19 protein-coding genes are annotated in these 20,961 nt (G+C 61.9%); 16 read left to right on the forward strand and 3 right to left on the reverse strand.

All coding sequences use genetic code 11. The features are described from left to right. Window position 1: 1 nt before the first annotated feature. The 3 genes from WNY80_RS02085 to WNY80_RS02095 are packed head-to-tail and all read right to left on the reverse strand — an operon-like array spanning window position 2 to window position 2,886. Complete coding sequence (locus tag WNY80_RS02085; protein ID WP_342885681.1) at window positions 2-493, reverse strand: MarR family transcriptional regulator; 492 nt, start codon at window positions 491-493, stop codon at window positions 2-4. Continuing rightward, window positions 490-2,067, reverse strand: coding sequence for an NAD(P)/FAD-dependent oxidoreductase (locus WNY80_RS02090; RefSeq protein ID WP_342885682.1), 1,578 nt, complete (start codon window positions 2,065-2,067; stop codon window positions 490-492). The genes WNY80_RS02085 and WNY80_RS02090 overlap by 4 nt, the downstream gene beginning before the upstream one ends. Before the next feature lie 27 nt (window positions 2,068-2,094). Next, the gene (locus tag WNY80_RS02095) at window positions 2,095-2,886 is read right to left on the reverse strand and encodes a cyclase family protein (RefSeq protein WP_342885683.1); all 792 of its coding nucleotides are present in this window, start codon (window positions 2,884-2,886) and stop codon (window positions 2,095-2,097) included. A gap of 135 nt (window positions 2,887-3,021) precedes the next feature. Here WNY80_RS02095 and WNY80_RS02100 point away from each other — a divergent pair, with 135 nt between their 5' ends. The 16 genes from WNY80_RS02100 to kynA all read left to right on the forward strand — a co-directional run bounded on the left by WNY80_RS02100 (window position 3,022) and on the right by kynA (window position 20,902). Continuing rightward, the gene (locus WNY80_RS02100; protein WP_342885684.1) at window positions 3,022-4,596 is read left to right on the forward strand and encodes an NAD(P)/FAD-dependent oxidoreductase; all 1,575 of its coding nucleotides are present in this window, start codon (window positions 3,022-3,024) and stop codon (window positions 4,594-4,596) included. A 27-nt stretch (window positions 4,597-4,623) separates the two neighbouring features. Then, window positions 4,624-6,156, forward strand: coding sequence for an ABC transporter substrate-binding protein (locus WNY80_RS02105; protein WP_342885685.1), 1,533 nt, complete (start codon window positions 4,624-4,626; stop codon window positions 6,154-6,156). A 101-nt stretch (window positions 6,157-6,257) separates the two neighbouring features. Continuing rightward, entirely contained in the window at window positions 6,258-7,229 is a 972-nt protein-coding gene (locus WNY80_RS02110; RefSeq protein WP_342886289.1) for an ABC transporter permease, read from the forward strand. Further along, window positions 7,222-8,073, forward strand: coding sequence for an ABC transporter permease (locus tag WNY80_RS02115; RefSeq protein WP_342885686.1), 852 nt, complete (start codon window positions 7,222-7,224; stop codon window positions 8,071-8,073). The genes WNY80_RS02110 and WNY80_RS02115 overlap by 8 nt, the downstream gene beginning before the upstream one ends. After that, window positions 8,070-8,948, forward strand: coding sequence for an ABC transporter ATP-binding protein (locus tag WNY80_RS02120; protein ID WP_342885687.1), 879 nt, complete (start codon window positions 8,070-8,072; stop codon window positions 8,946-8,948). The genes WNY80_RS02115 and WNY80_RS02120 overlap by 4 nt, the downstream gene beginning before the upstream one ends. Then, a complete protein-coding gene (locus WNY80_RS02125) occupies window positions 8,938-9,777 on the forward strand; it encodes an ATP-binding cassette domain-containing protein (protein ID WP_342885688.1) in 840 nt (279 codons plus the stop codon). Before WNY80_RS02120 ends, WNY80_RS02125 begins: the two co-directional genes overlap by 11 nt. A 68-nt stretch (window positions 9,778-9,845) precedes the next feature. Then, window positions 9,846-11,000 (forward strand): aminotransferase class V-fold PLP-dependent enzyme, encoded by a 1,155-nt coding sequence (locus WNY80_RS02130; RefSeq protein ID WP_342885689.1) that lies wholly within the window; start codon window positions 9,846-9,848, stop codon window positions 10,998-11,000. Between the two features lie 258 nt (window positions 11,001-11,258). Next, window positions 11,259-13,553 (forward strand): bifunctional salicylyl-CoA 5-hydroxylase/oxidoreductase, encoded by a 2,295-nt coding sequence (locus WNY80_RS02135; protein ID WP_342885690.1) that lies wholly within the window; start codon window positions 11,259-11,261, stop codon window positions 13,551-13,553. A 2-nt stretch (window positions 13,554-13,555) separates the two neighbouring features. Beyond that, the gene (locus WNY80_RS02140) at window positions 13,556-14,317 is read left to right on the forward strand and encodes an SDR family NAD(P)-dependent oxidoreductase (RefSeq protein ID WP_342885691.1); all 762 of its coding nucleotides are present in this window, start codon (window positions 13,556-13,558) and stop codon (window positions 14,315-14,317) included. Continuing rightward, complete coding sequence (locus tag WNY80_RS02145; RefSeq protein WP_342885692.1) at window positions 14,314-14,814, forward strand: MarR family transcriptional regulator; 501 nt, start codon at window positions 14,314-14,316, stop codon at window positions 14,812-14,814. Before WNY80_RS02140 ends, WNY80_RS02145 begins: the two co-directional genes overlap by 4 nt. Before the next feature lie 3 nt (window positions 14,815-14,817). Beyond that, window positions 14,818-15,621, forward strand: coding sequence for an enoyl-CoA hydratase family protein (locus WNY80_RS02150; RefSeq protein ID WP_342885693.1), 804 nt, complete (start codon window positions 14,818-14,820; stop codon window positions 15,619-15,621). Further along, window positions 15,621-16,787: an acyl-CoA dehydrogenase family protein gene (locus WNY80_RS02155; protein ID WP_342885694.1), complete on the forward strand. Its 1,167-nt coding sequence runs from the start codon at window positions 15,621-15,623 to the stop codon at window positions 16,785-16,787. Before WNY80_RS02150 ends, WNY80_RS02155 begins: the two co-directional genes overlap by 1 nt. Window position 16,788: 1 nt before the next feature. Further along, on the forward strand, window positions 16,789-18,417 hold the full coding sequence (locus tag WNY80_RS02160) for an AMP-binding protein (protein ID WP_342885695.1): 1,629 nt from the start codon (window positions 16,789-16,791) through the stop codon (window positions 18,415-18,417). 37 nt (window positions 18,418-18,454) lie between these two features. Further along, window positions 18,455-18,865 (forward strand): RidA family protein, encoded by a 411-nt coding sequence (locus WNY80_RS02165; RefSeq protein ID WP_342885696.1) that lies wholly within the window; start codon window positions 18,455-18,457, stop codon window positions 18,863-18,865. Window positions 18,866-18,869: 4 nt separating this feature from the next. Continuing rightward, window positions 18,870-20,063: a kynureninase gene (gene kynU / locus WNY80_RS02170; RefSeq protein ID WP_342885697.1), complete on the forward strand. Its 1,194-nt coding sequence runs from the start codon at window positions 18,870-18,872 to the stop codon at window positions 20,061-20,063. Next, on the forward strand, window positions 20,060-20,902 hold the full coding sequence (gene kynA, locus WNY80_RS02175; RefSeq protein WP_342885698.1) for a tryptophan 2,3-dioxygenase: 843 nt from the start codon (window positions 20,060-20,062) through the stop codon (window positions 20,900-20,902). Before kynU ends, kynA begins: the two co-directional genes overlap by 4 nt. Window positions 20,903-20,961 lie beyond the last annotated feature (59 nt).

The following is a 20,961-nucleotide window of genomic DNA, read 5'->3' on the forward strand; positions in this document are numbered from 1 at the left end:
ATTAGAAATCGTGCTTGCGGATGTTCTTGAGCATTTTCTGCAGGGTGCTGACGAAGGCCTGACGCTCTTCGGCAGGGATCCCCTTGAACATCTGCGCATAGACCCGCGCCATCGATGGCCAGAGCTGATCGAGTGCTGCGCGGCCTGTCTCGGTGATGTTGATGCGGGTTACCCGGCTGTCATTGGAGTCGGACGCGCGGCGGACCAGCCCATCCGATGCAAGCTGTTCGAGGGCGCGGCTCAGTGTCGACTGCTCGACCACGGCATAAACCGCAAGATCGCTGATCGGCAGGTCGTCGATGACCGAGAGGACCGCAAGCGCGCGCATCTTCGGCGTGGTCAGTCCCAGGCCGGTCATCTCCTGCCGCAGGTCTGCATTGTAGCGGCCCATGATGCGGTTCATCAGGTAGGGTGCGAAATTGGACAGGCCGATCTCGCCGAGACGCTGAAACGGCTCGGATTTTTCGGTCTCGGGTGTCTTGGCCTCGTTCATCCGCCCAACCTCTTCGCCAACAGGAAGCCCGAACCGCCGCCGAGCCCGGGGCCGGGATGCGTGGAGGCGCCAATGTGATGCAGGTTTTCAATGGCGGTGGCATTGTTCTTCGACTGCGGGAAAGGCCGCCAGATGAAGAACTGGTCCAGCGCACAGGAACCGCCATAGGGGTCGCCGCCGACCAGGTTGATGTTCATGGTTTCCAGATCGACAGGCGAGTAGGCCTTGCGGGCCAGAACGCTCTCGCCAAAGCCCTCGATATGGGAGGCGAGAATGGTTTCGATGCGATCCGCAAAGGCTTCGCGCGTGGCTTCGCTCCAGACACCACCGGTCTCGATTTCGCCGGCCGCATCGCCCTTGACGGTGCGGGGTGCATCGGGGATCTGCAGCCAGAGGATCGACTTGCCGTCCGGGCAGCGTGCCGGATCAAGCCGGTGCGGCTGGCCAACGCAGATGGTTGGCGTGACCGGCAGCATGCCGCGTTCGGCCTCGTTGGAGGATTTTGAAACCGAATCGATGCCCTCGGCCAAGTGGATGAGAGCCACGTCTTCCAGCCCTTCGGTTTTCCAGCGGATCGGGCCATCAATGGCATAATGGAGCTGGAAGTTGCCGCGGCCATGGCGGAACTGGCCGAGGCTTGAACTCACGCTGTCGGGAAGCTGTCTGGTGTCGTCGCGCAGCAGCCGGTTGTAGAGCTGGCCGGGGGCGACGGAGCAGATGACATGGGCGGCGGAAAGCTCGGTTCCGTCAGCAAGCCTGACGCCGGTCGCCTTGCCGTTGCGCACGAGGATCTTGTCGACATCGGCATTGGCGCGCAGTTCGCCGCCTTTTTCCTCGATCAGCCGCTTGAACGCTGCGGTTGCCTGGCTGGCGCCGCCCTTGACCACCGGAGCGCCGGCGGCCTCCAGCGCAAAGGCGATGACCTTGCCCATCTGGCCGCCATAGGCGGACTCCGTGGTCAGGCCGGTATGCAGGGCCCATGGTGCCCAGAGCGCCTGAACAAGACCGGAGGTGTAATTGGCCTCAAGCCAGGCCCGGGTCGGGCGCAAGGCCTCTCCCATCCAGGCGGCGAGGCCGCGAAGCCCGCGCTTCCATGCTTGCCCGATCAGCAGTTTTGCCGTCGGCCAGCTCCACAATTCGCCGCCAAGCAGCGCGAAGAGGAAGGGGGCGTCAGCCTCGATGGCGCCGACGTCGGCGGCGTGGCGGTCTCCATCGCCTGCAGCGATACCGTTGAATTTTTCGATGTTGGCAGCCCGGTCGGTGGTCAGGACCAGGGACGAGCCGTCGGGCAGCAGGACCGCCGTGGGATGCGGGGTATGGCAGAATTCCAGTCCATGCCGCGCCAGATCGGGTCCGAGCGCGGCATGGGCGGGGGAGGTAAGGAAGAGCACGAAGGTTGCCGCCATCACGTCGTGATGGAACCCCGGCAAGGTGATCTCCTCGGTGCGCAGGCAACCGCCGAAACGGTCGCTGCGTTCGAGAACCAGCACGCGTTTCCCTTTCGAGGAAAGCATGGTCGCGGCAACCAGCGCGTTGATGCCGCTGCCCACGATGATGTGGTCAAAATCTGCCATTGTCCTGGTCTCCGGCGTGGATACGCCTTAGCTGCGTGCAACCAGCGCCATGGCGCGGATCGGGCTGCCTGTGCCCTTGACCAGCTTCAGCGGCGCGGCGATCAGAACTGCGCCCTTGGGTGGCAGCTTGTTCAGGTTGGCGAGCGAGGCGAGGCCGTACTTGTTGGCCGCATGCAGCAAATTGTGCGCCGGGAAGGGCGGTTCCATGCCGCCTGCCTGGCCTGCATCGGTACCAATGCACTGTGTGCCCCAGCCGATGGCGCCCTTGGAGAGAACGTATTGAATGCAGTCAACGGTCGGTCCGGGCGAATGCGGGCCGGTTTCGTCGGCATTGAGATAGGCGTCTTCGTCGTTTGCACGGGCGTCCCAATCGGTGCGCATGACCACCCATTCGCCCGGCTTGATCTCGCCGTGCTTGGCTTCCCATGCCTTGACGCCGGCTGCATCGAGCAGGAAGTCGGGATTCTTGGCGACTTCTGCAGAGCAGTCGATCACGTTGACGGGGGCGACGAAATTCTGCGGCGGAATGGAGTCTGTATAACCGTCGGAATAATCCTTGCCGGTGATCCAGTGGTGCGGCGCATCGAAATGGGTGCCGGAATGCTCGCCGATCTTGAGCCAGTTCCAGGCCCAGAACGGACCGTCATTGTCATATTCGGAGATCTTGTGGACTTCGATCTTCGGCGTATCCTTGGCCAGTTCAGGCGGCAGCTTGAGCAGCGGCGTATCCGGACCCAGCGATCCCGAGAGGTCGACGACCTCGACTTTTCCCTCAAGCAGCATTGCGGCGAGATTGCCCAGTGTTTCTGCAGCGTTCATGAGTGATCCTCCTCGGGTGGTCCCTGTTTGTTTCGGTGTGCAGCCCGGGTTGCAGGCCGCTGTTCTGCGATAAATAGATGCTAGACAAAATAATATGCATTTGCAATTATAAATCTCGAACGGAGAGTGGCTGCGGTGCAAAATGGGTATGATGCAATAATTGTCGGCGCCGGTGTTAACAGCCTGGCTTGCGCGGTCCATCTGGGCGCGAAAGGCTGGCGTGTCGGTGTGTTTGAGCAGGCGGACGTACCCGGCGGCGCAGTCAAGACGCTGGAATTGACCGCGCCGGGATTTCGCCATGACTGGGCGGCAATGAATCTGAGCCTTTTTGCCGGCTCGGGGTTTTTCAAGGCTTATGGTGAGGATCTGGCCAGTCGTGGCCTGGAGTTCGCGCCGGCTTCGCATTGTTTTGCCAGCGTTTTCGACGACGGTAGATGGATGGGCGTGAGCACCGGTGCGGGCGAAACCCGGGCGCGGATCGCGGCTTTCTCGGAAGCTGACGCCAAGGCCTGGGACAAGCTTTGTGCAGACTTTCCGGGAACTGCCGAATATGTGTTCGCACTGCTCGGAAATCCCATGCAAATGCATACACAGGGTAAACTCCTGGCGAAGGCGCTGTTCCGCAAGGGCTTTGGCTGGACCGCCGAGCTGGTTAGGATGCTGCTTTCCTCTCCGCGCAAATGGCTGTCGGAGACCTTTGAATCCGATCATGTGCGCACGACGATGGCTGCCTGGGGCATGCATCTCGACTTTGCGCCCGACATGGCCGGTGGTGCGGTGTTTCCCTATCTTGAATCCATGGCCAACCAGAATTTCGGAATGGTCATCGGCAAGGGCGGGGCCGATACCGTTACCCGTGCGCTGGTGTCGAAGATCGAGGCGTCCGGCGGAGAGGTTCATTGCGGCACCCGGGTAACGCGGGTCATCCGCGACGGCGGCAAGGCAACCGGGATCGTGCTTGAAGACGGAACCCGGGTCAGTGCGCGCCGTGCGGTGATCGCCAATGTTGCTCCGGGCGGCTTGATGTCCCTGCTCGAAGGGCAGTCGGGCGATGCCGGGTTTGACCGCAAGATGGCGGGCTTCGTTCATGCGCCCGGGACCATGATGATCCATCTGGCGCTTGATGGGCTTCCGGACTGGAAAGCCAGCGAAGAACTCAAGTCATTTGCCTATGTGCACATCGCGCCGTCGCTTGACCAGATGGCGCGGACCTATCAGCAGGCGGTTGCGGGACTTCTGCCCGATGAGCCGGTGCTGGTGGTTGGGCAGCCGACGGTGGTTGATCCGAGCCGGGCGCCGGAAGGCAAGCATGTGCTGTGGGTTCAGGTGCGCATGGTTCCCGGCGAAATCCGTGGCGATGCGGCAAGCAAGATCACGGAAACAGACTGGTCCAGGGTCAAGGAGACCTATGCCGAGCGGGCGCTCGATATCATTGAGCGGCATGCACCGGGCATCAGGCAGAAGATCATCAGCCGCGCCGTGGTGTCTCCACTCGATCTCGAGGCGGACAATCCGAACCTGGTCGGCGGCGACCAGGTGGCGGGCAGCCATCACCTTTCACAGAATTTCCTGTTCCGGCCGGCTCTCGGCCACGCCACGGGAAAAACCCCCGTCGAGGGTTTGCATCTGACCGGCGCCAGCGTCTGGCCGGGTGCAGGCACCGGAGCGGGTGCAGGCTTTATGCTCGCCCAGAAACTGGGCGGGAAATGAACACCCAAAAAAAACAGGGAGAACAGCATGAAACAGATTTCACGTCGTACGGTGCTCAAGGGCACCGTCGCAGCAGTGGCGATCAGCGCCTTTGCCGGACCTTCGCTTGCCCAAGGCATTGACGAACTGGTCATTGCCTACAACGTCAACCTGCCGTCCTGGGATCCGACAGTCGGCCCGTCGGCGGTCAACCCGACCATCCAGGGGATCTACCAGTCGGTTTTCGACCAGTTCATCCTGCAGAAGCCCGATCTTTCGCCCGCACCCGGCCTGCTGACCGAGTGGGGTTGGAACGACGACAAGACCAAGGTGACGATGACGGTGCGCGAAGGCGTGACCTGGCATGACGGCTCGCCGTTCACCGCCGAGGATGTGGCCTGGTCGCTGCGTCGTGCCGCCGACGAGACGACCGGCAACCCGATCCAGTTCATCTGGTCGACGCTGGCCAACATCAAGGCCGAAGGCAACGTGGTCACCGCCGATGTGGCGCGCTTCGAGCCGACCATCTTCAAGTGGATGTACTTCCTCACCGGCTACGTGCTGCCCAAGGCCTATTATGAAAAGGTCGGCGCGGAAGGCTTCGAGGCGGCGCCGATCGGCACCGGGCCGTACATGGTCGACAAGTTCGAGCGCAACGCGTTCGTGCGGCTGAAGGCCAACCCGAACTACTGGGGCGGCAAGCCGGACTTCGAAACCGTCACCATCAAGTTCGTCACCGATGCTGCAAGCCGCGTCGCCGAGATCGAATCGGGCAATGCGCATGTCACGCTGGAAATGCCTTACGAGGAATATGACCGCCTCAAGGGCAACAACGGTGTCGTGGGCACCGACGCGCCGATTTCAGATATCGGCATGATCTTCCTCAACGACATCGATGCGATGCTGGATCCGAACGTTCGCATGGCGGCTGCCATGTCGATCGACAAGCAGTTGATCATCGACCGCCTGCTGTCGGGCTACGGTGTTGCCATCGATACGCTGCAGACGCCGGAATACATCGGCTTCGATCCCTCGATCAAGGTTCCCTACGACCCTGAAAAGGCCAAGGAACTGCTGGCCGCTTCCGGCTTCTCGCCGGAAAATCCGGTGAAGTTCAAGATCCAGACGACCCGCGGCTTCAAGCCGAAGGACTACGAGATCATCCAGGCGATTGTCGGGCTGTGGCGCAAGGTTGGCATCGAGGCCGAAATCGAAGTCTACGAGATTGCCAAGCACTATGAACTGCGTGCAGCCGACCAGCTCGCGCCGGCGGCGTTCTACAACTGGGGCAACTCGGTCGGCGACCCGACGACATCGACAGGCTTTGCCATGTTTGGCCCGACTCCGCACTCGGTGTGGGATGGCCAGGATCTCATCGACATGATCGGCCCGCTCTGGGGCGAGGCTGACGAAGAGAAGCGGATTGCAGGCTGGAAGGCGGTCGACAAGTATATTGCCGACAATGCGCTGGTGATCCCGCTGTTGCAGTATGTGCAGCCGATCCTGCATGCGGATGGCATTGTCGTCACGCCGCATGCGTCGGGCGCTCTGCTTCCGCATCTGATGAAGCGGGCTTCGTAAGCCTCGTCTGAATGCACGGGCCGCTGCCTCCGGGCGGCGGCCCCATTTGCAGGATATCCATCTTGAAATTGTTGCGCGCAATCCTTGTTCGCCTTGCGACCATGTCGGTCACCTTGATCGGGGCGGCGGTGGTGGTGTTTTTCGTCATCCGCGTTGTGCCCGGCAACCCGATCGCCATGATGCTGCCGCCGGGTGCAACAGAAGACGATGTTGCGCGGTTGACGGCGCATTACGGTCTCGACAAAACCATCATCCAACAATTCGGCATCTGGCTGAGCGGCGTTTTCCAGGGGGACTTCGGGACCTCGATCTCTTTGCGCCAGCCGGTGATGCCCCTGGTGCTCGGCCGCTTGCCGGCGACGCTTGAACTGGCGATCTTTGCACTCGTCATCGCGGTCGCAATCGGCGGTGTAATGGCGCTGACCGGGGTCCGGCATCGCGAGACCCGCACCGAAACCGCGATCGATGTTGCCAATGGTGTCGGGCTTTCCATCCCCGATTTTCTCTGGGCGCTGATCCTGATCGTGCTGTTCGGTGTGCTGATGCCGGTGTTTCATATCTCCGGGCGGATCTCGCCATCGCTGGATTTGCCGTTCGTCACCCAGTTCTATGTCTTCGAAAGCGTCGCACGGCTGCGGTTCGATCTGTGGTGGGATCTGCTCAAGCACATGTTCATGCCAGCCCTGGCGCTGGCCATTCCGCTGGCGGCGATTATCAGCCAGCTGCTCAAGCAGTCGCTCAAGGAAACCATGCATCTCGATTACGTCACGCTGTCGCGGACCAAGGGCTACAGCGAAAATCACGTGATCCTGTCCGAAGCCCTGCCCAATGCGGTGCTGCCGACGCTGACGCTGATCGGGGTGCAGTTCACGTTCCTGATCGGCGGTACGGTGATCATCGAGCGGCTGTTTTCCTATGAGGGGCTTGGCAATATGGCGATCGATGCGGTGATCAACCGCGATCTGCCGCTGATCCAGGGCATCGTGATTGTCTTTGCGCTCCTGTTCACCATCATCAACCTGGTTGTCGACATGACCTATGCGCTGCTTAACCCGAGGTTGCGTCATGCTTGATGGCCGCGGTTCAATCAAACGACGCCTGGGCGCGCGGCTGTGGCTGTCGGGGACATGGCTCGGCATCATGGCGCTGCTGGCGCTGTTTGCGCCACTGGTCAGCCCGCACGATCCGCTGGCGCAGGACCTGTTCGCCGGCCGGCTGCCGCCATTCTGGGCGAGTGGTTCTGATCCAGCCTATCTGCTGGGGACCGACAGTCTGGGCCGGGACGTGCTCTCGCGCCTGATCCACGGTGCGCGGATCGCTTTCTCCGTGGCGCTGATCGCTGGTGCCGCCACTGCGATTGTCGGCTCCATGCTCGGTCTGCTGTCGGGCTATATGCGCGGCTGGGTCGATGTGGTGATCTCGCGGCTGGTCGATATCTGGATGGCGTTTCCGCCGGTGCTGTTTGCGATCCTGCTGATCGCGGTGATGGGCACGGGGCTGACCTCGATCATCATTGCCATCGTGGTGATCGACTGGACCCGGTTTTGCCGCGTGGTTCGGGCAGAAGCGATGAACCAGTCGGCGATGGACTATGTCTCGAGCGCCATCGTGGCAGGGCGTCCGCGGCGGGACATCCTGTGGCGGGAAATCCTGCCCAACGTGCTGCCGACCATCGTGGCGCTGTCGACACTGGAAATGGGCATCGCGGTGATCGTCGAGGCCATCCTGTCCTTCGTCAACCTGTCGATCTCGACCGATGCGCCGACCTGGGGCGGGATGATCGCCGAGGGCCGCACGTCGATCTACCAGGCCTGGTGGGTGCTGGCCTTTCCGCTCGGTGTCCTGTTTTTGACCGTCCTGTCCTTCAGCCAGTTTGGCGAAGGTCTCAAGGACCGCTTTGATCCGGTGCTGCGATGAGCGCGTTTCTGACCGTCAACAACCTGTCTGCAGTGCTGCACGGCTACGACCAGCGGGTGCTGCGTTCGGTGTCGTTTTCCATCGATACCGGCGAAGTGCTCGGCCTTGTCGGCGAGAGCGGTGCGGGCAAGAGCATGATCGGCAAGGCGATCCTGGGCATCCTGCCATCGGCGATCGATATCATTGAAGGCGAAATCCTGATTGACGGGCAGGATCTTGAAAAGATGAAGCCCGCCGACCGGCGCCGGCTGATTGGTGCGACGGCGGCGCTGATCCCGCAGGATCCGCTGACCGCGCTCAACCCGTCGCGGCGGATCGAGCCGCAGATCACCAACCGGCTGGTCGACATCCTGGGCTGGACCAAGGCAAGTGCGCGGGTGAGGGCGCTTGAACTGCTCAACGAGGTTCATATCGACAATCCGGAGCGGGTGATGAGCAGCTATCCGCATGAATTGTCGGGGGGCATGCGCCAGCGTGTGCTCATTGCTTCAGCCTTTGCCGCCAACCCGAAGCTGGTCATTGCCGACGAGCCGACCACGGCGCTCGATGTCACCGTGCAAAAACAGATCCTGCGGCTGATCCGGGAGTTGCAGCAACGCCATGCCACGGCGATGGTGTTCGTCACCCATGATCTCGGGGTTGTCTCGAAAGTCTGCCAGCGCCTGTCGGTGCTTTATGGCGGCAAGATCGTCGAGAACTCGAGTGTTCCTGAGTTCTTCGCCGGCCCGAAACATGCCTATTCCCGCGCCCTGCTGGCGGCGACGCCGAAATACACCGATCCCGATGCCTCGCTGCTGCCGGTCGACGAGGCGGTGATTGAAGCGGTGGCTGCCGAGGTTCTGGCATCCGACAAGGAGTGGCGTCATGACAGATAGGGATGACGTGACGGAAACTGCTGGGCAGCAAGACATCCTGTTTTCGGCCCGCTCGCTTGAGGTGGCGCTTCCGGACATGGCAGCCAAGCCGCTGTTTGGCCGTGCACCGATGATCCGCATTCTCAACGGCATCGATCTTGATATCTGCCGTGGGTCGGTGCTCGGCATCGTTGGCGGCTCGGGGTCGGGCAAATCGACACTCGGGCGCGCGCTGCTCAGGCTGATCGAGCCGACGGCGGGCACCATCGCGTTTGATGGTCAGGATATCACCCATCTCAACGAAGACGCGCTGCGGCCGATCCGCCGGCGCATGCAAATGATCTTCCAGGACCCGATGTCGTCGCTCAACCCGCGGCGGCGGGTGGGGGCGATCATTGCCGACCCGATGCAGATGCATGGTTTCGACCGCATCGATGGCCGCATTGATGAGGCGCTCGATCATGTCGGTCTGCCGCGCGGATTTCGCAGCCGTTATCCGCACGAGCTTTCGGGCGGACAGCGCCAGAGGGTCGGAATTGCGCGGGCGATCGCGCTGAAGCCGGAATTCATCCTGGCCGATGAGATTGTCTCCGGACTGGATGTCTCGTCACAGGCGCAGGTGCTCAATGTGCTGGCGGAACTGGTCAAGGAACTGGGGCTGACGCTTGCCTTCATCAGTCACGACCTGTCGGTGATCCGGCGGCTGTGCGACAGGGTCATGGTGCTGCAAAGGGGCAACATCGTCGAATATGGCAATGCCGACAGCGTGTTCGATGCGCCGCAGGCGGCTTACACACGCGAGCTGCTGGACGCCATTCCGCTGCCTGACCCGCAACAGGCAGGCTGGTAGACCGGGCGGACGCGATACATCATAAAGGGCTAGGGAACGCCGGGACGGCGTGGTCCAGGGAGACTGAGATGACAGCACAGACGAGCCAGACAGCCGCCGGGCACGCTGCAGGCGACGGTTACATGCTCTACCATTCGATCGGGCAATATCCGGACAAGGCCCAGGACATGTCGGCGGCATTGTCAGCCTTCGCCGAGTGCTGGGGGGCGGCCAATGACGAGCAATGGGGCTATGCGCTGGGACAGCGGCAGCGGTTTATCGATCTGTGGAGCCAGTTGCTCAAGGCGCCGTCGGCGTCGCTGACGACGACCGAGAATGTGACGTCCGCACTGGCGGCGCTGATCATGGCGCTGCCGCGCGAAGAGCTTGAGGGCAGGGTGGTGCTGGTGGCGGGTGATTGCTTCCCGAGCCTGCATTTCCTGCTCACCGGCCTCGAAGAGCGGTACGGTTTCAAATTGCGCACGGTGCCGCTTCGTGAGGGCGCGCACTGGGTCGAGGACGAGGATGTGATCGCGGCCTGGGGACCTGAAGTCGGCCTGGCGCTGCTGACCTGGGTCAGTTCCACGTCCTCGCACCAGTGTGACCTGTCGGCCCTGGTGGCTCACGGGCGCAAGCAAGGCTCGCTGATCGGGGTTGATATCACCCAGGCCGCGGGCCTGATCGATTATGACTGCATGGCCGTAGCTGCGGATTTTTCGATTTCGACAAGCCTGAAATGGATGTGCGGATCACCGGGTGGCGGCATTCTGCAGGTGATGCCGGACGTGATTGCCCGGTGCCAGCCGAGCCTCAGGGGCTGGTTCAGCCAGGACAACATCTTCTCGTGGGACATCAACGCCTTTTCCTACGCTCCCGACATTCGCCGATTTGACAATGGCACCCCTTCGGTGATGGCCTGTGTGGCTTCGGTGCCGGCGCTTGAATGGCATGCGGCGCAGGACTGGAAGGCGCAGCTCGAGAAGAACCGCGCCTTGAGCGAACGGATCATTGCCGCTGCGGACGAGGCCGGGTTTGAGCTGGCTTCACCACGCGATCCGGCGCAGCGCGGCGGAAGCGTCATGGTCCGCTTGGCTGATGCAGACAGTGCGCAGGCCCTGCTGTCGAAGCTGCGGGCTGTTTCGGTGTTTGCCGATGCGCGTGGGCCGATCCTGCGGTTTTCGCCGGGTTTCATGACCTCGCAGGCCGGCCTTGACCGGCTGACTGCTGCCTTGACCGGCGCCTGAGACAACACTCTCCGCTGTAAATCGTCATTCCTGACCGGGAGTACCAGTGCGCCAACGCGTGCTGCAAAGCCTTGCCGTGCGTTCTGCAGGGCGGGGTGTATTTCGTGCTTTTCCCACTGTTTTGGCGCTCAAACTCCCTCCTGACGCGACACACATCCGGTTCGGCAGATTTATTGTGGCATAAAAATTTTATGCTTGAAATATATCGTGCGGGGCGTAGGATCGAAGACAGTCGAAATCAGTTCGGAGGTGCGCAAAATGAGAGTCGTTTGTCTGGGTGGTGGTCCTGCGGGTCTCTATTTCGCGATCTCGATGAAGCTTCGCGATCCTTCGCACGAAGTCGTCGTCATTGAACGCAACAAGCCCGATGACACGTTCGGCTGGGGCGTGGTGCTGTCCGACGAGACGCTTGACAATCTGGCGGAAAACGACGCGGTCAGCGCGGCCTCGATCCGCGAGCATTTTGCCTATTGGGACGACATCGCGGTTCTGTTCAAGGACACCAAGACCGTGTCCACCGGCCACGGATTTTGCGGCATCGGGCGCAAGCAGTTGCTGCTGCTGCTGCAGGCGCGGGCGCGGGAACTCGGCGTCGAACTCCGGTTTGAAACCAATGTGGCAAGTGCCGCCGATTACGCCAAGGAATTTGACCTGGTTGTCGCCTCTGACGGGCTCAATTCGCACACGCGCACCGAGTTCGCCGACAAGTTCCAGCCGGAAATCGACGTGCGCAAATGCGAATTCGTCTGGCTTGGCACGCACCAGAAATTCGACGACGCCTTTACCTTCATCTTCGAGGAAACCGACAAGGGCTGGATCTGGGCGCACGCCTACCAGTTCGATGACGACACCGCGACTTTCATCGTCGAGTGCAACGAAGAGACGTTCCAGGCTTACGGCTTCGGCGAAATGAGCCAGCAGGAAACCATTGCGGTCTGCGAGAAGATCTTTGCCAAGCATCTGGGCGGTCACAGCCTGATGACCAATGCCAACCACATTCGCGGATCGGCCTGGATCCGGTTCCCGCGGGTGCTGTGTGCACGCTGGAGCCACGAGAATATCGTGTTGATGGGCGATGCCGCGGCAACGGCACATTTCTCCATCGGTTCGGGCAGCAAGCTGGCGCTGGAGAGTGCGATTGCGCTTGCCAACTACCTGCATTCGGAGCCGACCATGCAGAAGGCGTTCGAAAAATACGAGGACGAGCGGCGGCTTGAGGTGCTGCGGCTGCAGTCGGCGGCGCGCAACTCGATGGAATGGTTCGAGGAAATCGAGCGTTATTTCCACCTCGATCCGGTGCAGTTCAACTATTCGCTTCTGACCCGTTCGCAGCGGATCAGCCATGAAAACCTGCGGATGCGGGATGCGAAATGGCTGGAGGATGCAGAGCGCTGGTTCCAGACCCAGGCCAAGGTGTCTGCTCAGGCCCCCGTGCGGCGGCCGATGTTTGCGCCCTACAAGCTGCGCGACATGGAGCTGAAGAACCGGGTCGTGGTTTCGCCGATGGCGCAGTACAAGGCTGTGGATGGCTGCCCGACCGACTGGCATCTGGTTCACTATGGTGAACGGGCCAAGGGTGGTGCCGGTCTCGTTTATACCGAGATGACCTGCGTGTCGCCGGAAGGCCGGATCACGCCGGGCTGCCCGGGGCTCTATGCGGCTGAACACGAAGCCGCCTGGAAGCGCATCGCCGATTTCATTCATGCCGAAAGCGAAGCCAAGGTCTGCATGCAGATCGGCCATTCCGGCGCCAAGGGATCGACCCAGCTCGGCTGGGAGACGATGGATGCGCCGCTCAAGGAGGGCAACTGGCCGCTGATGTCAGCCTCCGACGTGGCCTGGTCGTCTGCCAACCAGACACCCAAGGCGATGACGCGCGAGGACATGGACCAGGTCCGTGACCAGTTCGTCGCTGCCGCCGAGATGGCCGAGCGCGCCGGGTTCGACATGATCGAACTTCACATGGCGCATGGCTACCTGCTGTCGTCCTTCATCACGCCGCTGACCAACCGGCGCGACGATGAATACGGTGGCAGCCTTGAAAACCGCATGCGGTATCCGCTTGAAGTCTATCACGCGGTGCGGGAGGCCTGGCCGCAGCACAAGCCAATCTCGGTGCGTATCTCCGCCAATGACTGGGTCGAGGGCGATGGTGTGACGCCGCAGGAGGCGGTCGAGATCGCCCGTATGCTCAAGGAGGCCGGTGTCGATATCTGCGACGTGTCGGCGGGGCAGACCTCGAAGCTTGCCAAGCCGGTTTACGGGCGCATGTTCCAGACACCGTTTGCCGACCGGATCCGCAACGAAGCGCATATGGCAACCATGGCCGTGGGCAACATCTACGAACCGGACCATGTCAATTCGATCCTGATGGCCGGCCGTGCCGATCTGGTTTGTCTTGCCCGTCCGCATCTGGCCAATCCTTACTGGACATTGCACGCGGCCAGTTCGCTCGGTGACCATGACGAGAAATGGCCTGATCCCTACCAGCCGGGCCGCGACCAGATGTGGCGGCTGGCGGAACGGGCCGACACGATGCTCGGTAAGGTCTGAGCATGCAGGAACTGATGGGACATCATGCGATCGTTACCGGCGCCGGATCGGGCGCCGGCGAGGCGATTGCACTGGCGCTGGCGGGCAAGGGCGCCCGCGTTACCGCAATCGGCCGGCGGCTGGCGCCGCTGGAAGCGTTGAGCGCACAGGATGACCGCATCGTCGCGATTTCCGCCGATGTCACGGACGCGGAGGCCATGGCCGGCGCAATTGCGGAAGCGGTCGAGAAGAACGGGGCGCCGACCATTGTCATTGCCAATGCCGGATATTCTGAAAGCGCGCCGTTCCACCGCACCGATGCGGCTTTGTTCCAGGCAACGCTGGATGTCAATTTGACCGGCGTTTTCAATACCTTCCAGGCAGCTTTCGCGAAAATGAACCGGACGCAACCCGGCCGCATGATCGCCATTGCGTCAACCGCCGGATTGAAGGGCTACAGCTATGTCAGCGCCTATTGCGCGGCCAAGCACGGGGTTGTTGGCCTGGTGCGCAGCCTGGCGCAGGAGCTTGCCCGGACCGGAGTGACGGTCAACGCCGTGTGTCCGGGGTTCACAGACACGCCTATGTTGCATCGCTCGATTGACAACATCGTCGAAAAAACCGGACGATCACGCGAGGAAGCGGAAGCATCGCTGCGGGATGTCAATCCGCAGGGCCGGTTCATCCAGCCCGAGGAGATTGCCGAAACGGTGTTGTGGCTTTGCAGTGACGCGGCGGTTTCCGTGACCGGTCAGGCTATTTCGCTATCGGGGGGTGAGACATGAGTGACAAACTGGCAGCACAACCGGGCATGGCCGGTACCAGCATGAATGATGCCGCGGCTTCAAAGGCGAGGTTGCGGCTTTGGCTGAAGCTGCTCAAGGCGACCAAGCATGTCGAGGCCGAGTTGCGCGAGAATTTCCGCACCGGTTTTGACACCACGCTGCCGCGTTTCGATGTCATGGCGGCACTTTACCGGGCAGAGCAGGGCCTGAAGATGAGTGAGCTGTCGAGCGTGCTCAGGGTTTCCAACGGCAACGTGACCGGCATCGTCGACCGGCTGGTGGATGACGGAATCCTGGTGCGGATACCGGTGGACAATGACCGCCGTGCGACAACCGTGCGGCTTACCAATGCGGGCCGCGAACAGTTCGAGGCGATGGCGGCCAGTCATGAGGCGTGGATCGACACTCTGCTCGATGGCATCGATGTCAACGAAGTGCAGCACCTGTCTGACCAACTCGAATGCATCGCCCGCAAGAGCACCAAGGGAGAGGACTGAACCATGTCGACCGACGCACCCGTCAATTTCCGACTGACACTGACCGACGGCATCGCCGAGGTCTCGCTGGACCGGCCGGAGAAGAAGAACCCGCTGACATTTGAAAGCTATGCAGAGTTGCGTGACTGGTTTCGCGGACTGGTCTACCGGGATGACGTCAAGGTTGTGATCTTCGGCTCCAACGGCGGCAATTTCTGCTCGGGCGGTGATGTCTTCGAAATCATCGGTCCGCTTCTCGACAAGGACATGAAGGGCTTGCTCGAATTCACCCGGATGACCGGCGACCTGGTCAAGGCGATTGTCGGTTGCGGCAAGCCGGTGATTGCGGCGGTTGACGGTGTCTGCGCCGGAGCTGGCGCGATCATCGCCATGTGCAGCGATCTGCGGATTGCCACCCCGGAAGCCAAGACCGCGTTCCTGTTCAACCGTGTCGGCCTTGCGGGCTGCGACATGGGCGCTTGCGCCATCCTGCCGCGCATCATCGGGCAGGGCCGGGCGGCTGACCTGCTCTACACCGGACGCTCGATGAGCGCCGACGAAGGCGAACGCTGGGGCTTTTACAATCGCGTTGTTGCTGCCGAAGAGATTGACGCGGAAGCGCGCAAGCTCGCCAAGCGGATTGCCGACGGGCCGACATTCGCCAACATGATGACCAAGACCATGCTGGCGCAGGAATGGAACATGGGCATCGAACAGGCCATCGAGGCCGAGGCGCAGGCGCAGGCGATCTGCATGCAGACCCAGGACTTCCGCCGCGCCTATGAAGCCTTTGCCGCGAAACAGAAACCCGTATTCGAGGGCAACTGATGTCTGACCGCAGCTTCCTTCAGTGGCCGTTTTTCGATGAAACCCACCGTGATCTGGCCGATCGTGTCGATGCCTGGGCCGCGAAAGAACTGGCCGATCTCGACCATTCCAATGTCGACGAGACCTGCAAGGCGCTGGTCAAGGCGCTGGGCGATGCGGGCTGGCTGAAGCTCTCGGCGGTTGATCCGGCAAACGAGGCGTCGAAAATCGATGTTCGCAGCCTGTGCATCATGCGCGAAACCCTGGCGCGGCATGACGGGCTGGCCGACTTTGCCTTTGCCATGCAGGGGCTCGGGACCGGCTGCATTTCGCTGTTTGGCACTTCGGAGCAGAAAACCGAGTGGCTGACTAGGACCCGTGCGGGCGAGGCCCTGTCGGCCTTCGCGCTGTCGGAGCCTGCCTCCGGTTCCGATGTCGCCAACATGGCGATGACCGCGGTCCGCGACGGCGATGACTATGTTCTCAATGGCGAGAAGACCTGGATCTCGAATGGCGGCATTGCCGATGTCTACTGCGTCTTCGCGCGCACCGGTGAGGCGCCCGGCGCCAAGGGATTGTCGGTGTTCATCGTGCCCGCAGACACGCCGGGCCTGGAAATAGCCGAACGGCTGGAAGTTGTCGCACCGCATCCGCTGGCGCGGCTGGCCTTCAAGGACTGCCGCATCCCGGCCTCGGCGATGATCGGCAATCCGGGCGACGGGTTCCGCATCGCCATGTCGGTGCTTGATGTGTTTCGCTCGACCGTTGCTGCCGCGGCATTGGGCTTTGCCCGCCGCGCGCTTGACGAAAGCTTGAGCCGCGTCAGCGAGCGGCAGTTGTTCGGCGCGCCGATGAGCGATCTGCAGATGGTGCAGGGCCACATTGCCGACATGGCGCTCGACGTCGATGCGGCTGCATTGCTGGTCTATCGCGCAGCCTGGCTCAAGGACCAGGGCGCGCCGCGGGTCAGCCGCGAGGCGGCGATGGCGAAACTCTATGCCACCGACCATGCGCAGGACGTGATCGACAAGGCGGTTCAGCTGCATGGCGGCGACGGGGTGCGCAAGGGACACATTGTTGAAAGTCTCTACCGCGAGATCCGGGCGCTGAGGATCTATGAAGGCGCGTCGGACGTGCAGAAGGTCGTGATCGCACGGCAGACATTGGCCAATTCGAAAGGGGTTTAAAGTGCTGGGACCATCGGGACATATCGATACGTTCACACGGGATAATCTGCCGCCGCTCGAGCAATGGCCGGAGCTTCATCTCGAAGGTTTCGAGTACCCCGAGTGGCTCAACTGCGGCTATGAGCTGACCGATGCGATGGTGGCCAAGGGCTTTGGCGACCACACGGCACTGATCGGAAATGGCCGGATCAGGACCTACAAGGAACTGACCGACTGGACCAACCGGATCGCCCATGTTCTGGTTGAGGATTACGGCGTCAAGCCGGGCAACCGGATCCTGATCCGCTCGGCCAACAATCCGGCGATGGTGGCGGTGTGGCTCGCGGCAACCAAGGCGGGGGCGGTGGTGGTCAACACCATGCCTATGCTGCGCGCCGTCGAGCTTGGCAAGATCGCCGACAAGGCGGAGATCTCGCTTGCGCTGTGCGACACGCGGCTGATGGACGAGATGGTTGCCTGTGCCAAGGAAAACAAGTTTCTGAACAAGGTGGTGGGCTTCGATGGCACCGCCAATCATGATGCGGAACTCGACCGGTTGGCGCTGTCGAAACCGGTGCGCTTTGAAACGGTGAAGACAGGCCGTGACGATGTTGCGCTGCTGGGCTTCACCTCCGGCACGACGGGCATGCCGAAGGCGACGATGCATTTTCATCGCGACATGCTGATCATTGCCGACGGCTATGCCAGGGAAGTGCTCGGCGTGACGCCGGAGGACGTGTTCATCGGCTCGCCGCCGCTGGCCTTCACCTTCGGGCTCGGTGGTCTGGCGGTGTTCCCGCTGCGCTTTGGTGCGGCGGCAGCGCTGCTTGAGCAGGCGACGCCGGCCAACATGGTCGAAATCATCCAGAACCACAAGGCGACGGTTTGCTTTACTGCGCCAACCGCCTATCGCGCCATGCTGGCGGCGATGGAGGAGGGGGCGGACCTGTCTTCGCTGCGCGCTGCGGTGTCGGCCGGGGAAACGCTTCCGGGCCCGGTCTACGACCAGTGGATGGCCAAGACCGGCAAGCCGATGCTTGACGGTATCGGCGCCACCGAGATGCTCCACATCTTCATCTCCAACCGGTTCGAGAATTCGAAGGCTGCCTGCACCGGACTGCCGGTGACTGGCTATGAGGCGCGGATCGTCGATGAAAACATGAATGATGTGCCGCGTGGCGAAGTCGGACGGCTGGCTGTGCGCGGCCCGACCGGATGCCGCTACCTTGCCGATGCCGAGCAGCAGCAGAAATATGTCCGCAATGGCTGGAACCTGACCGGAGATTCCTTCACCCAGGATGCGGATGGGTTCTTCCACTTCGCGGCCCGTTCGGACGACATGATCATTTCCGCCGGCTACAACATAGCCGGACCGGAGGTCGAGGCGGCGCTTCTTGCGCATTCCGATGTTGCCGAATGCGCTGTCGTCGGCGTGCCCGATGAAGCGCGCGGGCAGATCGTCCAGGCGCATGTTGTGCTCAACGCCGGTGTTGCCGCAGACGAGATGACCACCAAGCGGTTGCAGGATCACGTCAAGGCGGTGATCGCGCCTTACAAGTATCCACGGTCGATCATCTTCTGTGACACGTTGCCCAAAACCCAGACCGGCAAGATCCAGCGTTTCAGGCTCCGCCCCGGCGACGACGCCTGAGCCAGGCCTTCCCAAGACTTAAACGAGGAATTTCATCATGATAGAACCAGTCAATCCACCGGATTGGGAGAAGCCGAAGGGCTACGCAAACGGCATGCTGGTCGACGGTACACGGCTTTACACCGGCGGCCAGATCGGCTGGAACAAGGATCAGGTGTTCGAGCACCTCGATTTCGTTGGTCAGCTCGAGCAGACGCTCGCCAACATTGTCTCCATCGTGCACGCGGCCGGTGGCGAGGTCAGCGACATCGTGCGGCTGACCTGGTTCATCACCGACAAGAAGGAATACATGGCCCGCCAGAAGGAAGTCGGCGCAGCCTACCGCAAGGTCATGGGCCGGCATTTCCCGTCTATGTCGGTGATCGTGGTCGCCGGCCTGATCGAGGATGAAGCAATGGTCGAGATCGAAGCGACGGCGGAAATCGGCAAGTCGGCGAAGGGCGCGTGAGATCATGAGCAGCTTCCAGACACGGCGACATTTGTTCGAGATGCCGGAAGGGATCACCTATCTCGACGGCAACTCGCTCGGGCCGATGCCCAAAACCGCCGTCGAACGGGCCAGGACGACGATGGCTGACCAGTGGGGCCCGATGCTGATCACCGGCTGGAACAAGGCCAGGTGGATGGAGCTTCCGGGACGTCTGGGAGACCGGATCGGCCGGCTGATCGGCGCACCCGCCGGTAGCACCGTTGTCGGCGACACGCTGTCGATCAAGGTTTACCAGGCCGTGGCTTCGGCGGTGGAGATGCGGCCCGGCCGCAAGATCGTGCTGTCGGACAACGGCAATTTCCCGTCTGACCTGTATATGGCCGACGGGTTGCTCAAGAGCCTGGGGCAGGGCCACGAGCTCAAGGTCGTCGATCCCGAAGCGGTCTCTGCCAACATCACCGAAGATGTGGCTGCGGTGATGCTGACCCACGTCGACTACCGCACCGGCCGGGTGCATGACATGAAGGCGATCACCGAGAAGGCGCACGCCGCGGGCGCCATCATGATCTGGGATCTGGCGCACTCCGCGGGCGCACTCCCGGTGGACCTGACCGGCTGCAATGCCGATATCGCCGTCGGCTGCACCTACAAATATCTCAATGGCGGTCCCGGCGCGCCGGGCTTCATCCATGTCCGTCCCGACCTGATCGACCAGGTCCGGCCGGCACTGTCGGGCTGGCTCGGGCATCAGGCGCCGTTTGCCTTCGATCTCGATTACCGTCCGGGCGAGGGCATCAGCCGGATGCGGGTCGGCACGCCGCCGGTGATCCAGATGGCCGTTCTCGACGCCGCGCTCGATGCCTTCGACGGTGTTGACATGGCCGATCTCCGCGCGCGCTCGATCGAACTCTCCGAGCAGTTCATTGCCGAGGTCGAAGCCGGCTGCAAGGCGGTGGAACTGGCCAGCCCGCGTGATCCGCATTCCCGGGGATCGCAGGTCTCATTCCGCTTTCACGAAGGCTATGCGGCGATGCAGGCGCTGATCGCTCGTGGCATCATCGGCGACTTCCGTGCGCCTGATATCATGCGTTTCGGTTTCTGCCCGCTCTACAACACGCGCGAAGAGGTCAGCCACGCTGCAGCGGCTGTCTGCGAAATCGTGGCGACCGGCGAGTGGGACCGGCCCGAATTCAAAGAACGGAAAGCTGTCACATGAGCGAGCCCCGGGACTACGATCCTTCCGCCGAAGGCGCGGAGATGAATTTCGACGGGCGTATGTCCTATGGCGACTATCTGTGTCTCGACCAGGTTCTGTCGGCGCAGAAGCCGCGGACCGATGCACACGACGAAATGCTGTTCATCATTCAGCACCAGACATCCGAATTGTGGATGCGGCTTGCGATCCATGAGATCATTGCAGCCCGTGCCGCAATCCGGGCGGACGAGTTGCAGCCGGCGATGAAGACGCTGGCGCGTGTGTCGCGTATTTTCGAACAGCTGAATTCTGCCTGGGACGTGCTCAGGACGATGACGCCGAGCGATTACACACATTTCCGCCGCAAGCTGGGACAATCCTCGGGGTTTCAGTCCTATCAGTACCGGATGATCGAATTTGCGCTCGGCAACCGCAATCACGCGATGATACGTCCGCATGCGCATGTTCCAGACGTGCTTGCGAAACTTGAAGCCGAGCTGAGCGAGCCGAGCCTCTACGACGAGGCCATCCGTCTGGCGGCACGGCGCGGGATTGCCATGCCCGAAGAGGTTCTCTCGCGTGATGTGCGCCACACCCACACGCTTCATGATGGCGTGACCGATGGCTGGAAAGTGATCTATGAAGCGCCCGAAACACACTGGGCGCTTTACGAGGTCGCCGAAAAACTGGTGGATCTGGAGGACTATTTCCGGCGCTGGCGGTTCAACCATGTCACCACGGTCGAGCGGGTGATCGGGCTCAAGCGCGGCACCGGCGGAACCGGCGGAACCAGCTATCTCCGGCGCATGCTCGACGTCGAGCTGTTTCCGGAATTGTGGCGGGTAAGGACCGAGCTATAGATCGGTGGGGCAGTTGTTTTAGCCTTGAAATATCCATGTGGTTCGATAGTCTTTGAAAC

The organism is Hoeflea sp. AS16, from assembly GCF_038900095.1.
In the GTDB taxonomy this organism is placed as follows: Bacteria; Pseudomonadota; Alphaproteobacteria; order Rhizobiales; family Rhizobiaceae; genus Hoeflea.